The organism is Vulcanococcus sp. DEBay_Sum29NL08_54 (assembly GCF_017859255.1).
Taxonomy (GTDB): Bacteria; Cyanobacteriota; Cyanobacteriia; order PCC-6307; family Cyanobiaceae; genus Vulcanococcus.
Genome location: NZ_JAFMNJ010000006.1, coordinates 1 through 19,615, shown reverse-complemented (window position 1 = coordinate 19,615; position 19,615 = coordinate 1). Strand labels below are relative to the sequence as shown.

The following is a 19,615-nucleotide window of genomic DNA, read 5'->3' as shown; positions in this document are numbered from 1 at the left end:
TTGCGTCCGCTGCAACAGGCGCTCCAGCTCGAGGCTGAGCGTGGTTTTGAGGACCTGCTCGGCCGCAAGGAGCGCTTCAGCAGCTTTCTGCAGCGGGCCCTGGCGGCGCCACCGGAGGAGCTCGATCGCCAGCGCTTCTCTGGCTTGGGGGAGCTGGCCGGTGACTTTGCTCGGTATGGCGAACTGAGCCAGTCCCGCCGTCAGAGCCTGGTGCGCCGCAGCCGCCAGTATCTGTTTGAACTGCAGAAGGTCCTTCAGCCGGTTCAGCCGGTCTCTCCCCCTCGACTGCGCCTGCTCTCCAGTGAGTCCCCAGGCGCTCCCCGTTCCCAGTCGATCCAACCGGATACCCCCTTGAGCGAGGTCCGCGGTGTGGGCCCAAAAAGTGCCACGCGCCTCGCTGCCTTGGATCTTTGGCTTGCCCGAGACCTGGTTCGCTACTACCCCCGCGACTACCTCGACTACGCCAACTTGGTGCGCATCGCCGGCCTCGAGCCCGGCAAGACGGCCACGATCGTCGCCACGGTGCGCCGCAGTCACAGTTTCACCAGCCCGCGCAACCCGAATCTCTCGATCCTCGAGCTCCATTTGGCCGACATCACCGGCCGGATTCGTGTTTCGAAGTTCTTTGCGGGGAAGCGGTTCAGCTCACCGGCTTGGCTTAAGGCCCAACAGCGCAACTATCCCGTCGGGGCCTCTGTTGCCATTAGCGGGTTGGTGAAGGAGACCCCCTACGGACCGGCATTCCAGGACCCCTTGATGGAGGTCCTGGAGAGTCCCAATGCCTCGGTTCGCAGTGACCAGATTGGCCGCCTGTTGCCTGTCTACGGCCTGACCGAGGGGCTGACGGCCGACCGCCTGCGCAATCTGATCCGTCCCGTGGTGGCGGCTGCAGGCCAATGGGGTGATCCGTTGCCGGCTTCGCTGCAGGCGCGGGAGGGCTTGGTCCCGCTGCCGGAGGCCCTGGTCCAGATCCATGGTCCGACGAGCCAGGCGTCTCTGAGCGAGGCTCGCCACCGTCTGGTCTTTGACGAGTTCCTTCTGCTGCAGCTGGGTTTGCTGCAGCGGCGCCGCCAGCTCACCAGTCGTCCCGCCCCTGCCCTGGCGGTTGAGGGTGACGCATTGCTCCAGGCGTTTTTGCAGCTGCTCCCCTTCCCCCTCACCGGAGCCCAGCAGCGCGTCTTGGCGGAGATCCGGGCTGACCTGCGGCGGGACCAGCCGATGGCCCGTCTGGTGCAGGGGGATGTCGGTAGCGGCAAGACCGTGGTCGCGATCGCTGCTCTGCTGACCGCGATTGATTCCGGCTGCCAGGGGGCCCTGATGGCACCGACGGAGGTGTTGGCTGAACAGCACTACCGCAAGCTCTGCGAGTGGCTGCCCCAACTGCATGTCACCTGCGCCCTACTGACCGGATCGACACCCCTGCGCCGGCGGCGAGAGTTGTTGGCGGACCTGGCCAATGGAACCCTGAAGATGCTGGTGGGGACCCATGCCCTTCTGGAGGATCCCGTTCAGTTCCAGCGCTTGGGTCTGGTGGTCGTCGATGAGCAGCATCGCTTTGGCGTCCACCAGCGCAACCGCCTGCTGGACAAGGGCCTGCAGCCTCACCTGTTGACCATGACGGCGACGCCGATCCCAAGGACCTTGGCCCTCTCCATTCACGGTGATCTGGAGGTCAGCCAAATCGACGAGTTGCCGCCTGGCCGCACCCCCATTCGCACGAGCCTTTTGGCAAGCGCCGATCGCGACGAGGCCTATAGCTTGATTCGAGAGCAGGTGGCCCTCGGCCAGCGGGCCTATGTCGTCCTGCCCCTGGTGGAGGAGTCCGAGAAGTTGGACCTGCGCTCTGCCGTCGATGTGCATCAGCAGCTCAGCGAGCAGGTCTTCCCGAACCTCCAGGTCGGACTGCTGCATGGACGCATGCCCAGTGCTGAGAAGCAGGCGGCAATCACAGCCTTTGCGAGCGGCGAGACCCAGGTGCTGGTCAGTACCACCGTGGTCGAGGTGGGCGTGGATGTGCCCGAGGCCAGCGTGATGGTGATTGACCACGCCGATCGCTTCGGGTTGGCCCAGTTGCACCAGTTGCGCGGACGCGTTGGCCGAGGGGCTGCGGCGTCCTACTGCCTGCTGGTGAACGACAGCCGCAATGTGCTCGCACGGCAGCGCCTGGAGGTGCTGGTGCGCTCCAACGACGGCTTTGAGATCGCGGAAATGGACCTGCGCCTGCGGGGTCCCGGTCAGGTCCTGGGCACCCGCCAGAGTGGGCTGCCAGATCTGGCCCTCGCCAGCCTCACCGACGACGGGGAGGTGCTGGAGCAGGCCCGCCGCGTGGCCCAGGAGATCGTGGCGGAGGATCCTGACCTGGATCAACACCCGGGCCTTGCCAAAGTGCTGAGCGACCAGCGTCATCGGGTCGCCCAAGCTGCCCGCCTGAACTGATGCCCCTGCGGCCCTGGAGTGACATCGTCATCCGCGACTGCGCCGAGTCGCTTGCCCCCTTGCCTGCGGCTCTCTTTCGGATCGAACCCCACCCCTATGTCGCCGTTGGTGCCCCCTATGGCGAGGGTGCCTGTCCCTTTCGCCTCCGCACCGGAGTCATCCAGCGCCTCCTCCAGGCCCAGACGGTTTTAAGCAAGGCTGAACCCGGCTACCGCCTGGCGATCTTTGACGCTTGGCGTCCGATTGCTGTCCAGCGCTTCATGGTGGACTACGCCATCGCCCAGGAGTGCAGCACCCGAGGCCTAAACCCCAGCTCGGCCAGCCCAGCCGTGGCGGCTGTCATTGACGAGGTGAGTCGCTTTTGGGCTCCGCCCAGCCTGGATCCTGCGACACCACCTCCCCACAGCACCGGAGCGGCGGTTGACCTCACCCTGCTGGATGGGGCGGGCGAACTCGTCGACATGGGTTCTGACATCGACGCGATAGGAGCTGTATCAGAGCCCCACCACTACCGCGCCGTTGCCGATACGACGCCTGACGGTGTGGAGCGCCAACAGGCCCTCGAATGGGATCGACGGCGCCGACTCCTCGCTGATGCGATGGAATCGCAGGGCTTCGCCCAACACCCCAACGAGTGGTGGCACTTCAGCTACGGCGACCAGCTCTGGGCCTGGCAGCGGAGCCAGAGCGAGGCGATCTATGGCCGTGCGTCAGACGGCTGAGCGGACCAGCTCTTCAACGGACTGGCGGCCGAGCTTGGCGACATAGTCACCGAAGCTGCGGCGGCCGCCTGCGGCCTTCCAGCCCTTCAGCAGCGGTTCAATCGTGCTCTCGAGTTTCTCCAGCGGCATCCGCTCGAGGTAGGGCTCGGCCAGACGACTCAAGTTCGGTGTTCCACCAAGCCAGAGTTGGTACTGATTGACGCCATCACCCACCAGGCCCAGTTCAGCCATGTAGGGACGGGCGCATCCATTTGGACAGCCGGTCATGCGCACCAGGATTGATTTCTCAATCTCGAGGCGCCGAAGTTGTGCATCCAGCCGCGCCAGCACATCGGGAAGAATCCGCTCGGCCTCGGTCACCGCCAGCCCGCAGAGGGGGAGCGCAGGACAGGCAATGGCGTGACGCGCCAGTTGGTCCGGTGTTTCGGGCGTCTCAACGCCAAGAGCGGCGAGGGCTTCTTTGACTGCAGCCCGCTGGGCCGTGCCGATGTTGCAGAGCAGCAGATCCTGGTTGGGGGTGAGACGAATCTCCAATTGATAGGTCTCCACCAGCTGGCGAAGGCCCCGCTTGAGATCGCCCGAGAGACGGCCACACAACAGCGGGATGCCGACGAACCACTTGCCGGCGCTGATGCGATGCCAACCCAGATAGTCCTCAAGCTTGGCTTTGGGCTCAAGTCGTAGACCCTTGATCGGGTGCGAGAAGTACTTCGCCTTGAGTTCGTCTTTGAACCAGCGAATGCCTTGATCGTGGATCAGGTACTTGAGACGTGCGTGACGACGGTTGTTGCGGTCACCGTGGTCCCGTTGCAGGGCCAGGATCGCCTGCACCAGATCAAAAATGTGTTCAGCTGCCACATAGCCGAGGGGATCAGCTGTGCGGGCAAACGTCTCCTCCTTGTTGTGGGTGCGGCCCATGCCACCACCCACATAAACGTTGCAGCCACGGAGTTCGCCGTTGGCATCAGCAAAGGCCACCAGGCCGATGTCCTGGGTCAGCAGATCGACGGAGTTGTCCCCAGGCACCGTCACGGCCACCTTGAACTTCCGGGGTAGGTAGGTGCCGCCGTACAGAGGCTCCTTGGCGTCCCCGCTAAAGACACCCCCTTCCTGTTGCCGCTCGCGTGCCTTCTTCACGGGGCGGCTGGGTTTGATCCGGTAACTCAGATCGCCATCGACCCAGAGGTCCAGGTAGCTGCCCTCAGCGGCCTGCGGGCTGAGGACGTCAGCGATGTCGTTGGCCAATTGGCGGGCCGCTGGATAACCGCCTTTTTCGAAGGGGGCCGCCGGCGCCATGACGTTGCGGTTGATGTCGCCGCAGGCCGCCAAGGTCGAACCCATCGAGCGAACGATGGTGCCGATCACCTCCTTGAGATGTCCCTTACGGATGCCGTGCATCTGGAAGGCCTGACGGGTGGTAGCCCGCAGCGTTCCATTGCCGAGGCGATCGGCCAGCTCATCCATCGCCAGATACAGGCCGGCCGGGATCCGTCCAGCGGGGCTGCGCAGGCGCAGCATCATCTGCCAGTCCTTGTCTTGACCCTTCTGCCTGTTTTCGCGGTTGTCCTGTTGATAGCTGCCGTGGAATTTCAGCAACTGAACGGCCCCGTCACTGAAGTGACTCAGGTCGTTCTGCAGCTCTGCAGCGAGAGGGTCCTTCAGGTAGTCGCTGTCGGCCTTGAGTTGCTCAAACTTGGTGCGCTCTGCGCCTGTGGCGATGGAAGGGGAAAACGTCCGTTCCTCGGGGCTCTTCTGCTCCACTTGCCCCACGGACTGCCCTTCGGCCACGCTCACGCACCACAAACAGTGATCTTTGAACGTAGCGAAGCGTCGACCAGGCTTGGCTTCGGAGCCGTTTCAATAAGCTGATCGGCTGCTGAGGCTGCCTGCTCCGTGTCCACCTTTCTGCTTGAGATCGGGACTGAGGAGTTGCCCGCGGATTTTGCGCGCCTGGCGCTGCCGCAGCTGGAGCAGGCGGTGAAGCGTGATCTGAGTGCAGCGCGACTGAGCTACGGCCAGGTTGAGACCACCAGCACTCCCCGTCGCCTGGTGGTCCAGGTGAGTGATCTGTCTGAATCAGCCCCCGATCTGCGCGATGAGCGCAAGGGGCCACCCGCAGCACAGGCGTTCAAAGACGGTGTCCCGACCCAGGCCGCCATTGGTTTCGCCAAGCGCTGCGGTGTTGATCCCGCTGCCCTTGAGGTGCGTGACACCCCCAAGGGTCCGTTTGTCTTTGCGGAAGTCCTGGAAGCCGGGCGCCCCGCCCGTGAGCTCCTGGCGGAGGCCATTCCCCAGTGGATTGCAGCCCTCCAGGGCCGTCGTTTTATGCGTTGGGGCGTGGGAGAAAGCCGCTTTTCCAGGCCCGTGCGTTGGCTAGTGGCGCTGCTGGGATCCGAGCTGATCCCCGTCACCCTCTCCGGTAGCGACCCCGTCGTGCAGTCCGGCCAGACCAGCCGTGGCCACCGTCTCTACAGCGACGCCGTGGCGATCCCGTCGGCCGATGCCTACGCCGCTGCCCTGGCCGACGCCGGGGTGGTGGTCAATCGCTCTGATCGGGCTTCATTCATTCGCACCAGCGTTGAACGCAGTGCCGCCGCCTTGGATGCGGTTCCGGATTTACCCAGTGACCTCTTTGAGGAACTGACCGATCTCGTTGAGACCCCCCTGTTGATCGAGGGAAGCGTTGCGGACCATTACCTGGCTCTGCCCGCGGAGGTCTTGAGCACCGTGATGCGTGCCCATCAGCGTTACGTGCCTCTGTATCGCAAGGACGCGGATTCCGACCCCCTGGCCTTGGACGCCCGCAGGAGTTTGCTGGCGCGGTTCCTCTGCATTGGCAATGGCCTTGCCGAGGCCAGCGACACCGTCCGCCGGGGTAACGAACGGGTCCTGAAGGCCCGGCTGGCTGACGCTGAGTTCTTTGTCCAGGCCGACCGCGCCGTCGCCAGCGCTGAGCGGCGCGAGCAGCTCAAGCGGGTGACCTTTGCTGAGGGCCTGGGTTCACTCCTCGATCGCGTTGAGCGGCTCGAGTGGCTCACTGCCCTACTGGCCGAGCAGCTCGAGCTGCCGAACCAGGTGGCCGACCACGCCACCCGCGCGGCTCACCTGTGCAAGCACGATCTCGTCAGCCAGATGGTTGGTGAGTTCCCTGAGCTGCAGGGCGTCATGGGCGGCAAATATCTGCTCGCCGAGGGTGAACCCCGCGAGGTGGCCCTGGCTGTGCTGGAGCACTACCAACCCAAGGGGGCCGGTGATGCCCTGCCGAGTTCGGTGGCAGGTGCTGTGGTGGCCCTCGCGGAGCGCTTTGAACTGCTTCTGAGCATTTACGCCAAGGGTGAGCGTCCCACCGGTTCCTCGGACCCCTATGCCCTGCGCCGGGCTGGCAACGGCATCCTCCAGATCCTTTGGGATCAAGGTTGGAGCCTCAACATCAAGACCCTCCTGGAACGTGCGACGCAGCATTGGGCCAAGCTGCTGCCCCATTTCAAGGTCGATGCAGCGGCATTAGCTCAGGAACTCTCCGAGCTCATGGGGCAACGCCTGCAGAGCCTGCTGGAAGAGGCCGCCATTGATTCCGATCTGGTTCAAGCCGTCGCTGGTGAAACGGTTTCTCTCGAGAGGCTCCTGGCCGACCCGGGTGATGCGCGTCAACGGGCTTCTCTCCTCCAGAGCCTGCGCTCTGGCGGCGAGCTCACCGCTGTCCAGGCCGTGGTCACCCGTGCTGCGAAGTTGGCCACCAAAGGGGATCTGCCTCAGACGGTTCTCTCGGCCAGCGCTGTTGTCGATGCAAGCCTCTTTGAGAAGTCCAGCGAAGCCGGGATGCTTTCGGTTTTGAACAGTCTGGAGCCCGTCGCCACCGGCAGTGATCCCGATCGCTACGCCCAACTGGCCCAGGGACTGATCGCTGGTGCGTCGGCCCTTGCGAATTTCTTTGATGGAGAGGACAGCGTGATGGTGATGGCTGAGGACGCATCGATCCGCGCCAATCGCCTCAATCTGTTGGGTGTTCTCAACAACCAGGCATCGGTTCTGGCTGACTTCAGCCGGATCAGTGGCTAACGCTCTGTAACAAGAGGTCTTAGCCTGTTTGCAACAAAGAGGCTGATCCGCTGACGACTTCCATCCGCTCAGCAGAGCTCGACAGGCCACTGAGTCGCGGCGATTTCTCCCTCGCTTCTTTTCGCCAGTCCAGCAACGCCAGAGCGCTCTGGCAGGTCCTCGTGACCGTTCTTCCCATTGCCTGTCTCTGGGCCGTCATTCCCGTTTGCGCGGCTGATCCTGGTTTGCGCTGGCTTTTGGTGCCGGTGCTGCTGGCACTGGTGTTGTTCTCTGCCCGCAGCTTCTCGCTGATGCATGACTGCGGCCATGACACGCTCTGGTCAACGCGATGGTGCAACCGACTGACGGGCTTTGGCTTGGGTTGCTTGAACGCCATTCCGCAGTTCCCCTGGTCCCGGGGTCATGCCTTTCACCACAAGCACAACGGCAATTGGGATGTCTATCGGGGGCCGTCGTCCCTTTTGACGGTGGAGCAGTTTCTCCAGTTGTCCCCTTCTGCCCAGTGGCGCTATCGCCTGATCCGCCACCCCCTGATGCTCTTTCCCGGTGGCTTCTTTTACCTGGTGATCCGTCCCAGGCTTCAGCTACTCCTCGGCTCAGCTGAATTCGCGGGCGCAGCACTGAAGCAGGCCATTCGCTTCCCTAGGACGGGACCCTCCGGTTGGAAGCGCTTTGTTCTGGACTTTAAGTCCAGCCACTGGTACACCACAGGTGAATGGATGGACCTGGTCGCCAACAACGTCGTGGTTCTGACCAGTTGGGTTCTCATGGCTTCCTGGTTGGGCCTTGGGCTTTTTCTGAGCTGCTATTCCTTCGTGATGGCCTGCTCAGCGGCCATGTTTATCTGTGTCTTCTTTGTTCAGCACAATTTCCAGGGTTCTTACACCAGTGGAACCTCCGGTTGGAGTTATTTCAAGGGTGCCATTGAAGGCAGCAGCAACCTTGTGCTGCCAGCCATCTTGAACTGGTTCACGGCTGATATTGCTTTTCATTCTGTCCATCACCTTTGTGAACGCATTCCCAATTACAGACTCCGGGACTGCCACCGCTTCCATTCGCATTTACTGCAGAACTGCACCTATCTGACCCTGAAGGACATCCCCCATTGCTTTGACCTCATTCTTTGGGATTCCAAGGCCCTGGAGTTGGTCAGCATTGATCAAGCACTGAGCACCGCCTCGGCTTAAGCACAAAAAAAGGCAGTGGAGTAATCCACTGCCTTTTTTGACCAACCAGGTCCTTATTTGCCGCTCAACGCCGGCTCACGATCGGCTTTGGCTTTGGCCTTCTGGTTCCCGACGCGAATACCACCTTTGATGGTGCTCACGGCCAGCATGGCGTTGACCTCGCCGTCCTCGCGGACGGCGCTGGGAACGGGCTTGTAACCCTGCGGTGCCAGGGCGTTACCGCGGAGAACGGAGCCGAGGGTCAGCAGGGTCAGCTTGAGTTGCTGCCAGGGGTTCATCGCTACCACGCGCTTGTAGAGGTAGCTGTCGAACGTCAGGCGCTGAACGTCCTTGTCGTCGCACATCTCGACGAAGGCTTCACGGGCCGCGTCGTTGCGGTAGAAGACGTTCTGGAGAATTTCGAGCACCTTGTAGGTGGCGCCGTACTGGCGATCCCACTTCTTGAGGTACTTCTTGAGGTCGGCTTCAGTCGGAACCCGCTTGCCGCCTTGGCTGGCCTCAACGATCTGCTCGGCGCACATCCGACCACTCTTGGCGGCGAAGTAGATGCCCTCACCGGAGCTCTTGGTCACATAGCCGGCGGCATCACCAACAAGCGCCATCCGGCCGACGACGCGGCGGGGACGGGGGTGCTCAGGAATCGGGTGGGCCTCAACTTTGATGACTTCGCCATTCACCAGACGCTTCTTAGCGCGCTCGCGAATGCCCTCCTGCAGGCTCTTAATCAGCGCCTGGTTTTCCTGCATGGTCCCGGTGCCGACCGCGACGTGGTCGTACTTAGGGAACACCCAGGCGTAGAAGTCGGGGGACACATCCGTGCCCACGTACATCTCGGCCAGGCTCTCGTAGTACTTCATCTCCTCAGCAGGCAGCTTGATGCGCTCCTGGAAGGCGATGGCCACGTTGTAGTCACCAGCATCCATGGCCTTGGCCACGCGGCTGTTGGCACCGTCGGCGCCAATGATCAGGTCCACCTCGAGACTCTTGGTCTCACCAGTGGCCTCACCCTCGCTGTAGTCGGAGTAGGTGAGGGTGTAGGGCCCCTGGCGGTTGGCGCCGGTGTCGATCTTGGTCACCAGACCGTTGACCAAGTTGGCGCCGAGTTCAGCGGCGCGGTCGCGCATGAAGGCATCCATGACCTCCCGGCGGCACATACCGATGTATTCGTTCTCGTTTTCGAGATTGATGTCCACCTCACGGTTGGAGGGGGAGATCATCTTCATGTTGCGGACCTTGCGGTCGATGATCGACTCGGGCAGGTCGAACTCCTCGACCATGCACAGAGGGATGGCCCCACCACAGGGCTTGGCGTTATCCAGCTTCCGCTCGAAGATCCAGGTCTCAATTCCCGCCTTAGCCAGAATTTCAGCAGCACAGGAACCACTCGGGCCGCCGCCCACCACCGCGACTCGCAACATCTTGAAACCCGCTCCGCCAGAAGGATGTTGACGCGAAGCTAACACCGCTTGATAGGCAACCGCTGGCAACTCCAGCGCGAGCTCGTAACATCACATAACCCCAGTTCCAACGGGAGTTCTCGCTTGCCTAGCCCCGGTCGTCAGACCAGCCAGTACCGGGCGGGCGCAAGCAAGGGCGGCGCTGAACCCTCCGGCATGGATGACATTCCTCTCGCCAGGCGCACCCTCTCCCCCAGCCTGCAGCGCAAACGTCGGACTCCCGTTGCCGTAGCCAGCGCCTCTGCAGCACTCGTTCTCGTTGCAGCTGTGGCCTATGCGTTGCGGGCTCCACTGCTGCAACGGTTGGCTCCCGTTCCCGTTGCCGGGCTGAGTGCCCGTCTGAGTTCCGACGGCCGCCTGCTCGGTCACTTCCCCTATCCCGAGGCGGAGGATTCCCAACTGATCAGTATTGGCCCAGGCGTGGCACTCAATGCCCAGGCGGCCGAGGCTCTGCGTCAGATGCGCCGCGCTGCTGATGCCGAGGGTGTGGACCTGCGGGTGCTCAGTGCCTTCCGCTCGATCTCCCTTCAAAAGCAGATCTTTTTTGACGTCAAATCAGAGCGCAATCAAAGTGCTCGGGAACGAGCGCAGGTCAGTGCACCGCCCGGATTCTCTGAGCACAGCACGGGCTACGCCGTTGACTTTGGCGATGGTCGACGCCCCGAGACCCATCTTTCCCAAAGTTTCGATCGCACCGAGTCCTTTGCCTGGCTTGAGCGCAACGCCAATCGCTTTCATTTCGTCCTCTCCTTTCCGAAGGACAACCGTCAGGGCGTGAGCTACGAGCCCTGGCACTGGCGTTTTGAGGGATCCGCCGATGCGCTGAAGACCTTCGATGCCGCCGGCCGCTTCTCGGAGTAATCCATGGAACTGATGCATGGCTGAGGCCCCATTGCCGGAATTGCTGGCGCCGGCGGGTTGCTGGGAATCCCTCAAAGCGGCCGCCGTCAACGGAGCTGACGCGGTTTATTTCGGGGTCGAGACCTTCAACGCACGGCTGCGGGCCGAAAACTTCAAGGCGTCTGATCTCCCCGAGGTGATGGATTGGCTCCATCGCCGCGGCCTGAAGGGTTTCCTGACCTTCAACGTCTTGGTCTTCACCGACGAGCTCAGCCGAGCGGCGGAGTTACTGCTGGCCGCTGACGCTGCCGGAGTCGACGCCCTCATCGTCCAGGACATTGGCCTTGCCGCATTGGCCCAGCAGCTCACCCCGGAGCTGGCTATCCACGGCTCGACCCAGATGTCCATCACCAGCGCTGCCGGTGTGGCCATGGCCCAAGAGTTGGGCTGCCAGCGCGTGGTCCTGGCGAGGGAGTTGAGCCTCAAGGATCTGCAGCGGATTCAGCAGCAGCTGGTGAAGCGTCAGCTGGAGATGCCCCTTGAGGTCTTCGTTCACGGCGCCCTTTGTGTGGCCTATTCCGGCCAGTGCCTCACCAGTGAGGCCCTTGGCCAGCGCAGTGCCAACCGCGGCGAATGCGCCCAGGCCTGCCGGCTTCCCTATGAACTGATTGTTGATGGAGAAGAGCTGGACCTCGGCGAGCAGCGCTATCTGCTCTCACCCCAGGACCTAGCCGCCTGGGATCTGTTGCCGGAGCTGGTGGATGCCGGCGTGGCCAGCTTGAAGATCGAGGGCAGGCTCAAAGACCCCACCTATGTGGCCGCGGTCACCGATGCCTACCGCCAGGGTCTCGACCAGCTCTTTGGTGAGCGCACGCCTTTGGAGCAGTTAGAGCAGCGGGAGCTCCGGCGAAACCTGGAGTTGAGTTTCTCGCGCGGGCTCAGCACCGGTTGGCTCGCAGGCATTGATCACCGTCAGCTGGTCCATGGGCGCTGGAGCAAAAAGCGCGGCCCCTGGCTTGGGCGCTTGGAGCGTGTTGATGGGGACTGGCTGCTCTTCAAGGGCCGTCTGGATTGCAAAGCCGGTGACGGACTCGTGCTGGAGGTCCCCCATTCCGATCCCCTGTTGCCCCCTAAGGAAGTCGGGGGACGGGTGATGGCGATCGAGCCCAGGCCGAAGGGGGGATGCGCCGTGCGACTGGGTCCCAGGCGTGTTGATTTGCGTGGCTTGCGCCGGGGCAGTCCCTGCTGGCTGACCAGCGATCCCCAGCGGGAGAGCCGCTTTCAGCGCATGGCCGAGCGCTCCCTGGAGGAGCAGCGGCGCCCTTTGGTGTTGAAGGCCTCGGGCTCGTGCGGGACCGCCCTTCGGCTTGAGGTCGTGAGGGCGGCCGGTCTGTCGATCGAGGGATGCTTCGTTCTCAGTGAGCAGCCCCTCGCGCCTGCGCAGGGTCAAGCCTTGAACCGTGAACGCCTGGAGCAGCAACTCGGACGACTTGGCGGCACCCCTTGGCGTCTAGAGCAGCTGGAGCTGGAGCTTGAACCGGATCTCTTTCTTCCGCTTGCCCAGTTGAACCAACTGAGACGGCAACTGGTGGATCAGCTCGCACAGCAGGCCACTCCAGTCCCCCCAACGATCCGGGAGCCGCGCCCAGCGGCTGACCTCCTGGAGGCCTTGATTCCTCCCATTGCTGAGGCCGAACGGCTGGAGCCCCAGTTGAGCGTTCTGGTGCGTGACCTCGACCAGCTCGATGCCCTGAAGGATCTTCCAGTCGATCGGGTGATCGTTGATCTTGAGCATCCTGCGCAGCTGCGGGAGGCCGTCAAACGCGGCAAGGGGTATTGGCCCGGCGGCCTCTGGTTGGCGGGTCAGCGGATCTGCAGGCCCGATGAGTCCTGGAGTCTGGAACCGCTGATTCGCGCTGAGCCGGACGGCTATTTGGTTCGGAATGTGGATCAGCTTGAGCGGCTCACGCCCCTGGCCCCCTGCCAGGGCGATTTCTCCTTGAACGTCGCCAACCCCATCACTGCCCGCTGGTTGCTTGAGCGCTGGGGCCTGGAACGGCTGACGGCGAGCTACGACCTGGCGTTGGATCAGCTGTTGGCCCTTGTCAGGACCTGTCCTCGCGAGGCCCTCGAGCTGACCCTGCACCAGCACATGCCGCTCTTTCATATGGAGCACTGCCTGTTTTGTGCCTTCCTCTCTGAGGGGCACGACCACACCGACTGCGGCCGTCCCTGTGAGCAGCATCAGGTTCTCCTGCGGGACCGCAGCGGCGCAGAGCATCCCCTGCGCGCTGATCTGGGTTGCCGCAATACCTTGTTCAATGCCCGTGCGCAGACCGCCGCTGAGGCCATTCCCCAATTCCTGGAGGCTGGCGTTCGCCACTTCAGGCTCGAACTGCTGCAGGAAACCGCCGCGGATACCCAGCGCCGTGTCGCCCTCTACCGCCAGGCCCTCAACGGAGAGATCAGCGGGCAGATGGTCTGGCAGAGCGAACAGTTGGAAAGCCGCCTGGGGGTGACCCGCGGAACCCTGTCCGAGCGCCACTAGAGCGGTTTGTTGCTGGGATAGATTGCGTTAACGCACCGAAGGGTTCTTTGGTTTTGGTGTGTGGTCGTTCGTCACGAACGCTCCAGACACATCAGCCACGCTGCAAGAGATACCGGCTTTGTTCGATCAGGTTCATTCCTGCGACGTTGCCCATGGGTTTCAGCCACCGTTCCCAAGCCAACGCCTGCTCTTGAGTTGAGCGTTGCGGCCGTTAGCTGCGGCGTGCTCCAGCCAGACCATCCCTGACCTCCTCCCTCGAGCCCCATCCATGAGCGGCGAGCATCCCGGAACACCGATCCGCAATATCGCGATCATTGCCCACGTCGACCACGGCAAAACCACCCTGGTGGATGCCCTGCTGGCCCAGTCGGGCATCTTCCGCGACAACGAGGCCGTCCCCACCTGCGTGATGGACTCCAACGACCTGGAGCGTGAGCGGGGTATCACGATCCTCTCCAAGAACACTGCGGTGGACTTCGAAGGGATCCGGATCAACATCGTTGACACCCCTGGTCACGCTGACTTCGGTGGCGAAGTGGAGCGCGTGCTCGGCATGGTCGACGGCTGTCTGTTGATCGTGGACGCCAACGAGGGGCCGATGCCCCAGACCCGTTTCGTGCTGAAGAAGGCGCTCGAGAAGGGCCTGCGTCCGATCGTTTTCGTCAACAAGATCGACCGCGCCCGCGTTGATCCTGAGCAGGCCGTCGACAAGGTTCTGGATCTGTTCCTGGAGCTGGGTGCCGACGACGATCAGTGCGACTTTCCCTACCTCTTTGGTAGTGGCATGGGTGGCTACGCCAAGCCCGACATGGCCACGGAGAGCGACAACATGCGTCCGCTCTTCGATGCCATCCTTCGCCACGTTCCGCCCCCGGTTGGCGACCCCGAGAAGCCCCTGCAGCTTCAGGTCACAACCCTCGACTACAGCGATTTCCTCGGCCGAATCATGATCGGCCGGATTCACAACGGCACGATCAAGGGCAACCAGCCGGTCGCACTGTTGCGTGACGACGGCAGCGTCAAGCGCGGCCGCATCAGCAAGTTGCTCGGCTTCCAGGGCCTTCAGCGCGTTGAGATTGAACAGGCTCGCGCCGGTGACCTGGTGGCCGTCTGCGGCTTTGACGAGGTCAACATCGGCGAAACCATTGCCTGCCCTGACGAGCCCAAGGCGCTGCCCCTGATCAAGGTGGACGAGCCGACCCTGCAGATGACCTTTGTGGTCAACGACTCGCCCTTCGCGGGCAAGGAGGGCAAGTTCGTCACCAGCCGTCAGGTGCGTGACCGTCTGAATAAAGAGCTGCTGACCAACGTCGCCCTGCGGGTTGAGGACACCGACTCCCCCGATCGCTGGGCCGTCAGTGGCCGCGGTGAGCTGCACCTGGGCATCCTGATCGAGACCATGCGCCGTGAGGGCTATGAGTTCCAGGTCTCCCAGCCTCAGGTGATCTTCCGCACCATCGATGGCACCCCTTCGGAGCCCTTCGAAACCCTGGTGCTGGATGTGCCCGAGGAATCGGTGGGTGCCTGCATCGAGAAGCTCGGCGTCCGCAAGGCCGAGATGCAGAACATGGAGAACACCAACGACGGCCGCACCCAGCTGGAGTTCGTGGTGCCCTCCCGAGGCCTGATCGGCTTCCGTGGTGACTTCATCCGCGCCACCCGCGGCGAGGGGATCATGAGCCACTCCTTCCTCGACTACCGCCCGATGCAGGGCGATTTCGACACCCGTCGCAACGGCGTGTTGATCGCCTTCGAGGAAGGGACCGCGACCTTCTATGCCCTGAAGAACGCCGAGGACCGCGGTCAGTTCTTCATCACCCCTGGCACGAAGGTTTACAAGGGCATGCTCGTGGGCGAAAACAACCGTCCCCAAGACCTCGAGCTCAACGTCTGCAAGACCAAGCAGCTCACCAACATGCGCTCGGCCGGTGCAGAGGAACTCGATACCCTCCAAGCCCCGATGCAGATGACCCTGGAGCGGGCGCTGGAGTACATCGGTCCCGATGAAATGCTCGAGGTCACCCCTGAGTCGATTCGCCTGCGCAAACTGCCCGCGAAGAAGCCCGCAAAACGTTGAATCAGCCCCTCGACCCTGAGGAAACCAGCCTGACGCGCGATCCCCGTTTCGGGGAGGCCGTCAGGCTTTTCAATGCGGGTGAGTGGTACGCCTGCCACGACGGCTTTGAGGAGCTCTGGCACGAGACCCAGGGACCTTGCCGCCGCACGCTGCAGGGGATCCTCCAGATTGCGGTTGCCCACCACCATCTCGACCGCGGCAATCAACGCGGTGCCATGGTTCTCCTGGGCGAAGGCCTCGGCCGTCTACAGGGGGCAGGGCCGAACCAGTTCGAGCTGGCCCTCGACCCCCTGAGGCAGGTTGCCCGTGAACGCCTCTTGGCCCTGCACGAGAACCGCTCGCTTGAGGGCATCCCCTTGCCCGAACTCACACCCATTGATGCCGATTCCTGAAGGAACGCAGCGGTGCTCGGCGATACGATGGATGTCACCGCGTTGCTGGAGTGGGTTTGGCCGCAGATCGCAGCACTGCCCGTCTCTGGTGCAGTGCCCTCGCTAGTCGCGCGGCAAGCCTTGGACTCTTGATCGGCGTCTGCGCCCCAGGTTGGGCTCAGCAGACCGTTCCGGCGGCTGAAGTCATCAGCGTTGAAGAGGTCGTCAGCGCAGAAGCGGGCGATGGTTCTGCTCCCATTCCCACCAAGCCCCTGCGGTTGAACACCGGCCTGGTGACGATTGAGTCGGACCAACAGCAAGCGGATCAACAGACCGGTGTGATCACCGCCAGTGGCAACGTCCGCATCGTCTATCCAGATGAGCGGGTCGTGGCCACCGCCCGCCAAGCTCAGTACTTCAGCAATGAGGGCCGGGTTGTCCTCAGTGGTGACGTCGACATCCTTCAGGACGGCGGCAATTGGCTGCGTGCTGAACAGGTGATTTACCTGGTGGACAGCGAGCGCATGCAGGCCATCCCAGCACGCGGTCAGCAGGTTTTTAGCCGTGTCGTTCTCCAGACCCTCCCCAGCTCGGGCCCCGCGAAGCCATGAGCCTGGTCCTTGATCGCGTCGCCTTGACCATTGGCGGCCGACCTTTGGTGAAAGAGGTCAGCCTCAACCTCAATCCTGGAGAGGTGGTCGGGTTACTGGGCCCCAACGGAGCAGGTAAGACCACCACCTTCAATTTGGTGACCGGTCTGCTGCGCCCTGATTCAGGGGCCGTGACCATGGATGAGACCTGTGTTGCCGACTTCTCCATGCCGGAGCGTGCCCGCTTGGGCATCGGCTACCTCCCCCAGGAAGCGAGTGTCTTCCGCAGCCTGAGCGTCCAGGACAACCTGATGTTGGCCCTCCAGGAAAGTGGAGCCCCCAAGGAACAGCGCCGTGATCGGGTCGAGCAATTGGTGCAGGATTTCCACCTGAAGCCCTTTCAGCACCGCCTCGGTTATCAGCTCTCAGGCGGTGAACGCCGGCGCTGCGAAGTGGCCCGTGCCCTGGCGGTCGGCGAAAGCGGTCCCCGCTATCTGCTGCTGGATGAACCGTTTGCAGGTGTCGATCCCCTGGCCGTGGCCGACCTTCAGACCTTGATCGCCGGACTGCGGGATCGAGGCATGGGGGTGCTGATCACGGATCACAACGTTCGTGAGACCCTGTCGATCACCGACCGCGCCTACATCCTGACGGAGGGAAGCATCTTGGCCAGTGGCCCCTCCCGTGAGATGGCGAATGACCCCCTGGTGCGTCGCCACTACCTCGGGGAGGACTTCCGGCTGTGACGATCGCACCGACCTGGACCGAGCCCCTGCGCCGGCAGTCTCAAAAGCTCCAACGCCAGTGGAGAACCCTCCCTCTGCTGGATCGCTGGCTGTTTGCCGAGATGCTCGGCCCACTGCTCTTCGGCATCGCCGCCTTCACGGCCGTCTCCCTCTCGGTGGGTGTCGTCTTTGAGTTGGTCCGCAAGGTGGCCGAGGCAGGCCTGCCGCTCTGGGCCGCTGGCAAGGTCCTCGCCCTGCGCATGCCCGGCTTCTTGGTGCTGTCCTTCCCGATGGCCACCCTGATGGCCACCCTGTTGGCCTTTAGTCGCCTCTCGGGCAGCAGCGAACTCACGGCCCTGCGCAGCATCGGCGTGAAGACCTGGCGCATGGTCGTCCCCGCCCTGGTGCTGGCGGCCCTGATGACGCTGCTGACCTTCGTGTTCAACGACGTCATTGTTCCAAGCGCCAACTATTCGGCCTCCAACGTCCTCGATAACGCCCTCGGTCGTGCTCTCTCCGCCCAGACGGGCAAAAACGTTGTCTATTCGCGCTTCGGCCGCATTACACCCAAGGAACCCGGTGGCAATGCCGGAGAGGGACTGACCCAGCTCTTCTATGCCAAGGAGTTCAAAAACGGTGAGATGCAGGGCGTCACCCTGCTCGATTTCTCCCGTGAGGATCAGCAGCAGGTTTTGACCGCCAACACTGCGGTCTGGGACGAGAACAGGGCGATGTGGGAGTTCCGCAATGGCCGAATTCTCAACATCGATGCGGCCAATAACTTCACCACCTCAGCCAACTACACCAGTTACTACTACCCCTTCACCCGGGCTCCCCAGGATGTGGGCATGCTGCCCAGTGATGCGGCCCAGATGACCGTGGCCCAGGCGCGCCGCGCCGAGGCGCTTCTGGTTCAAGCCGGTGATCAAAAGGAAGCCCGGCGGCTGCGGGTGCGGATCCAGGAAAAATTTGCCTTCCCGGCCATCTGCCTGGTCTTTGGCTTGATCGGCAGCAGCCTTGGGGTTCGCCCCAATTCCCGCACCAGCCGCAGTCAGGGCTTCGGCATCAGCGTTTTGCTGATCTTTGGCTACTACCTGATGTCGTTCATCTTCAGCTCCCTCGGCATCAAGGGAACCCTCTACCCCTTCTTTGCCGCTTGGTTGCCGGTTTTGATTGGTCTTGGTGGCGGTCTTGTGCTGCTTCGCAAGGCCAGCCGCTGACCTTGCCTTTGGCGCGGCAGACTGTTCGCCATCTTTGATCTCGTCAGCGGTTTCGTGACCGATCCGGTTCTTGCGCTTGGTCTTGCTGCCTTTGCGCTGCTGCTCCTGGCCCTTCCCCTGTCCTTCTGGAGCGTCAGTGGCGGAGGCCAGGGCAGCACCGTGGTTCGCCTCCTGGTGGCGACGGCCAACTTGGCTCTGACAGCGCAACTGGTGCTGCGCTGGTGGCAGTCCGGCCACTTTCCGATCAGCAACCTCTACGAGTCCCTCTGTTTCCTGGCCTGGGCTTGCACCTTGACCCAGTTGCTGGTGGAGCGGACCTATCGCTCACCGCTCGTGGCGGCGTCCGCTACACCCATGGGTCTGGGCTGCGTGGCCTTCGCCTCCTTTGCCCTGCCGGATCAACTGCAGCAGGCCGCCCCACTGGTGCCCGCCCTGCGCTCCAGCTGGCTGGTGATGCACGTCAGCGTGATCATGGTGAGTTACGCAGCCCTCTTGGTCGGCTCTTTGCTCTCGATGGCGGTGCTTTTCACCGATCGCGGCCAGGCCTTGGAACTGCGCAGCAGCTCTATCGGCAGTGGCGGCTTCCGCCAGGCCAGCCTTGCCGCCGACGGAGCTCCGGTTGAGCTTTCGTTGAGCAGCGCCTCCCTCTCCCTCAGTGAGCAGCTCGACAGCCTGAGCTACCGCACGATCACCGTTGGCTTTCTGTTGCTCTCCGTTGGCATCGTCAGCGGTGCCGTCTGGGCCAACGAAGCCTGGGGCAGCTGGTGGAGCTGGGATCCCAAGGAAACCTGGGCCTTGATCTGCTGGCTTGTCTATGCCGCCTACCTTCACACCCGCCTGAGCCGTGGTTGGCAGGGACGCCGTCCTGCTTTGGTTGCTGTGGCTGGCTTTGTGGTGATCTGCGTTTGCTACATCGGTGTGAATCTGCTGGGCATCGGCCTGCACAGCTACGGCTGGTTCTTCAGCTAAACCAGCACATCGCTGCTGCACCTTGGGCCACAAAAAAAGCCCCGGCTAGGCCGGGGCTTTTGTGTGCCGTGGGTTGGCTGACTCAGGGGCGCTTGCTGTTGCGGATCCCAGTCATGGCATCGGCGTAGCTGGGCTGGTTGAACACGCCCGAGCCGCTGACGATGGCGTTGGCGCCGGCTTCGATCACCTTCCAGGCGTTCTCGGCCTTGATGCCGCCATCCACCTCGATCCAAGGATCCAGACCCTTTTCGTCGCACATCCGACGCAGGTCACGGATCTTCTGCACCTGGCTCTCGATGAAGCTTTGGCCACCGAAGCCGGGGTTGACGCTCATGATCAACACCAGATCACAGAGCTCGAGGCAGTACTCGAGGGTGTCGATCGGGGTGCCGGGGTTGAGCACCGCACCGGCCA

14 protein-coding genes and 1 pseudogene are annotated in these 19,615 nt (G+C 62.9%); 12 read left to right on the top strand and 3 right to left on the bottom strand.

The genetic code is table 11. From position 1 onward, the window contains the following. Entirely contained in the window at positions 1 to 2,436 is a 2,436-nt protein-coding gene (gene recG / locus QZ186_RS03375; RefSeq protein WP_296415805.1) for an ATP-dependent DNA helicase RecG, read from the top strand. Further along, positions 2,436 to 3,158 carry a M15 family metallopeptidase gene (locus tag QZ186_RS03370; protein ID WP_296415804.1) on the top strand — a complete coding sequence of 241 codons (723 nt, stop codon included), beginning with the start codon at positions 2,436 to 2,438 and terminating at the stop codon, positions 3,156 to 3,158. The genes recG and QZ186_RS03370 overlap by 1 nt, the downstream gene beginning before the upstream one ends. Here QZ186_RS03370 and sir read toward each other — a convergent pair. Then, positions 3,147 to 4,877: a sulfite reductase, ferredoxin dependent gene (gene sir, locus QZ186_RS03365; RefSeq protein ID WP_296415880.1), complete on the bottom strand. Its 1,731-nt coding sequence runs from the start codon at positions 4,875 to 4,877 to the stop codon at positions 3,147 to 3,149. The two genes, QZ186_RS03370 and sir, sit on opposite strands and share 12 nt — an antisense overlap. 174 nt (positions 4,878 to 5,051) lie before the next feature. Between sir and glyS the strand changes: the two genes are divergently transcribed. Together glyS and QZ186_RS03355 are read left to right on the top strand one after the other, a co-directional pair. Continuing rightward, positions 5,052 to 7,217, top strand: a complete 2,166-nt coding sequence (gene glyS, locus QZ186_RS03360) for a glycine--tRNA ligase subunit beta (protein WP_296415803.1) — start codon at positions 5,052 to 5,054, stop codon at positions 7,215 to 7,217. Between the two features lie 161 nt (positions 7,218 to 7,378). Further along, positions 7,379 to 8,404 carry a fatty acid desaturase gene (locus QZ186_RS03355; protein ID WP_296415802.1) on the top strand — a complete coding sequence of 342 codons (1,026 nt, stop codon included), beginning with the start codon at positions 7,379 to 7,381 and terminating at the stop codon, positions 8,402 to 8,404. Positions 8,405 to 8,457: 53 nt separating this feature from the next. On the opposite strand, the gene chlP is transcribed toward QZ186_RS03355, so the two are convergent. Beyond that, positions 8,458 to 9,822 (bottom strand): geranylgeranyl reductase, encoded by a 1,365-nt coding sequence (gene chlP / locus QZ186_RS03350; RefSeq protein WP_247478322.1) that lies wholly within the window; start codon positions 9,820 to 9,822, stop codon positions 8,458 to 8,460. Between the two features lie 195 nt (positions 9,823 to 10,017). On the opposite strand from chlP, the gene QZ186_RS03345 reads away from it, so the two are divergent. The 8 genes from QZ186_RS03345 to ccsB all read left to right on the top strand — a co-directional run bounded on the left by QZ186_RS03345 (position 10,018) and on the right by ccsB (position 19,201). After that, positions 10,018 to 10,722, top strand: a complete 705-nt coding sequence (locus tag QZ186_RS03345; RefSeq protein WP_010316920.1) for a D-alanyl-D-alanine carboxypeptidase family protein — start codon at positions 10,018 to 10,020, stop codon at positions 10,720 to 10,722. A 16-nt stretch (positions 10,723 to 10,738) separates the two neighbouring features. Next, positions 10,739 to 13,249: a U32 family peptidase gene (locus QZ186_RS03340; RefSeq protein WP_296415801.1), complete on the top strand. Its 2,511-nt coding sequence runs from the start codon at positions 10,739 to 10,741 to the stop codon at positions 13,247 to 13,249. Between the two features lie 268 nt (positions 13,250 to 13,517). Further along, positions 13,518 to 15,326 (top strand): translational GTPase TypA, encoded by a 1,809-nt coding sequence (gene typA / locus QZ186_RS03335; protein WP_247478336.1) that lies wholly within the window; start codon positions 13,518 to 13,520, stop codon positions 15,324 to 15,326. Then, positions 15,323 to 15,718, top strand: coding sequence for a DUF309 domain-containing protein (locus QZ186_RS03330; protein ID WP_247478337.1), 396 nt, complete (start codon positions 15,323 to 15,325; stop codon positions 15,716 to 15,718). The genes typA and QZ186_RS03330 overlap by 4 nt, the downstream gene beginning before the upstream one ends. Positions 15,719 to 15,768: 50 nt before the next feature. Further along, complete coding sequence (locus tag QZ186_RS03325) at positions 15,769 to 16,308, top strand: hypothetical protein (protein ID WP_296415798.1); 540 nt, start codon at positions 15,769 to 15,771, stop codon at positions 16,306 to 16,308. Next, positions 16,305 to 17,033, top strand: coding sequence for an LPS export ABC transporter ATP-binding protein (lptB, locus tag QZ186_RS03320; RefSeq protein WP_010316925.1), 729 nt, complete (start codon positions 16,305 to 16,307; stop codon positions 17,031 to 17,033). Before QZ186_RS03325 ends, lptB begins: the two co-directional genes overlap by 4 nt. Then, complete coding sequence (locus tag QZ186_RS03315; RefSeq protein ID WP_296415796.1) at positions 17,030 to 18,232, top strand: LptF/LptG family permease; 1,203 nt, start codon at positions 17,030 to 17,032, stop codon at positions 18,230 to 18,232. The genes lptB and QZ186_RS03315 overlap by 4 nt, the downstream gene beginning before the upstream one ends. Before the next feature lie 54 nt (positions 18,233 to 18,286). Further along, complete coding sequence (gene ccsB, locus QZ186_RS03310; RefSeq protein ID WP_010316928.1) at positions 18,287 to 19,201, top strand: c-type cytochrome biogenesis protein CcsB; 915 nt, start codon at positions 18,287 to 18,289, stop codon at positions 19,199 to 19,201. Between the two features lie 82 nt (positions 19,202 to 19,283). Here the strand turns inward: ccsB and QZ186_RS03305 are convergent. Next, positions 19,284 to 19,615, bottom strand: a pseudogene (locus tag QZ186_RS03305) (ribulose-phosphate 3-epimerase); the annotation flags it as partial.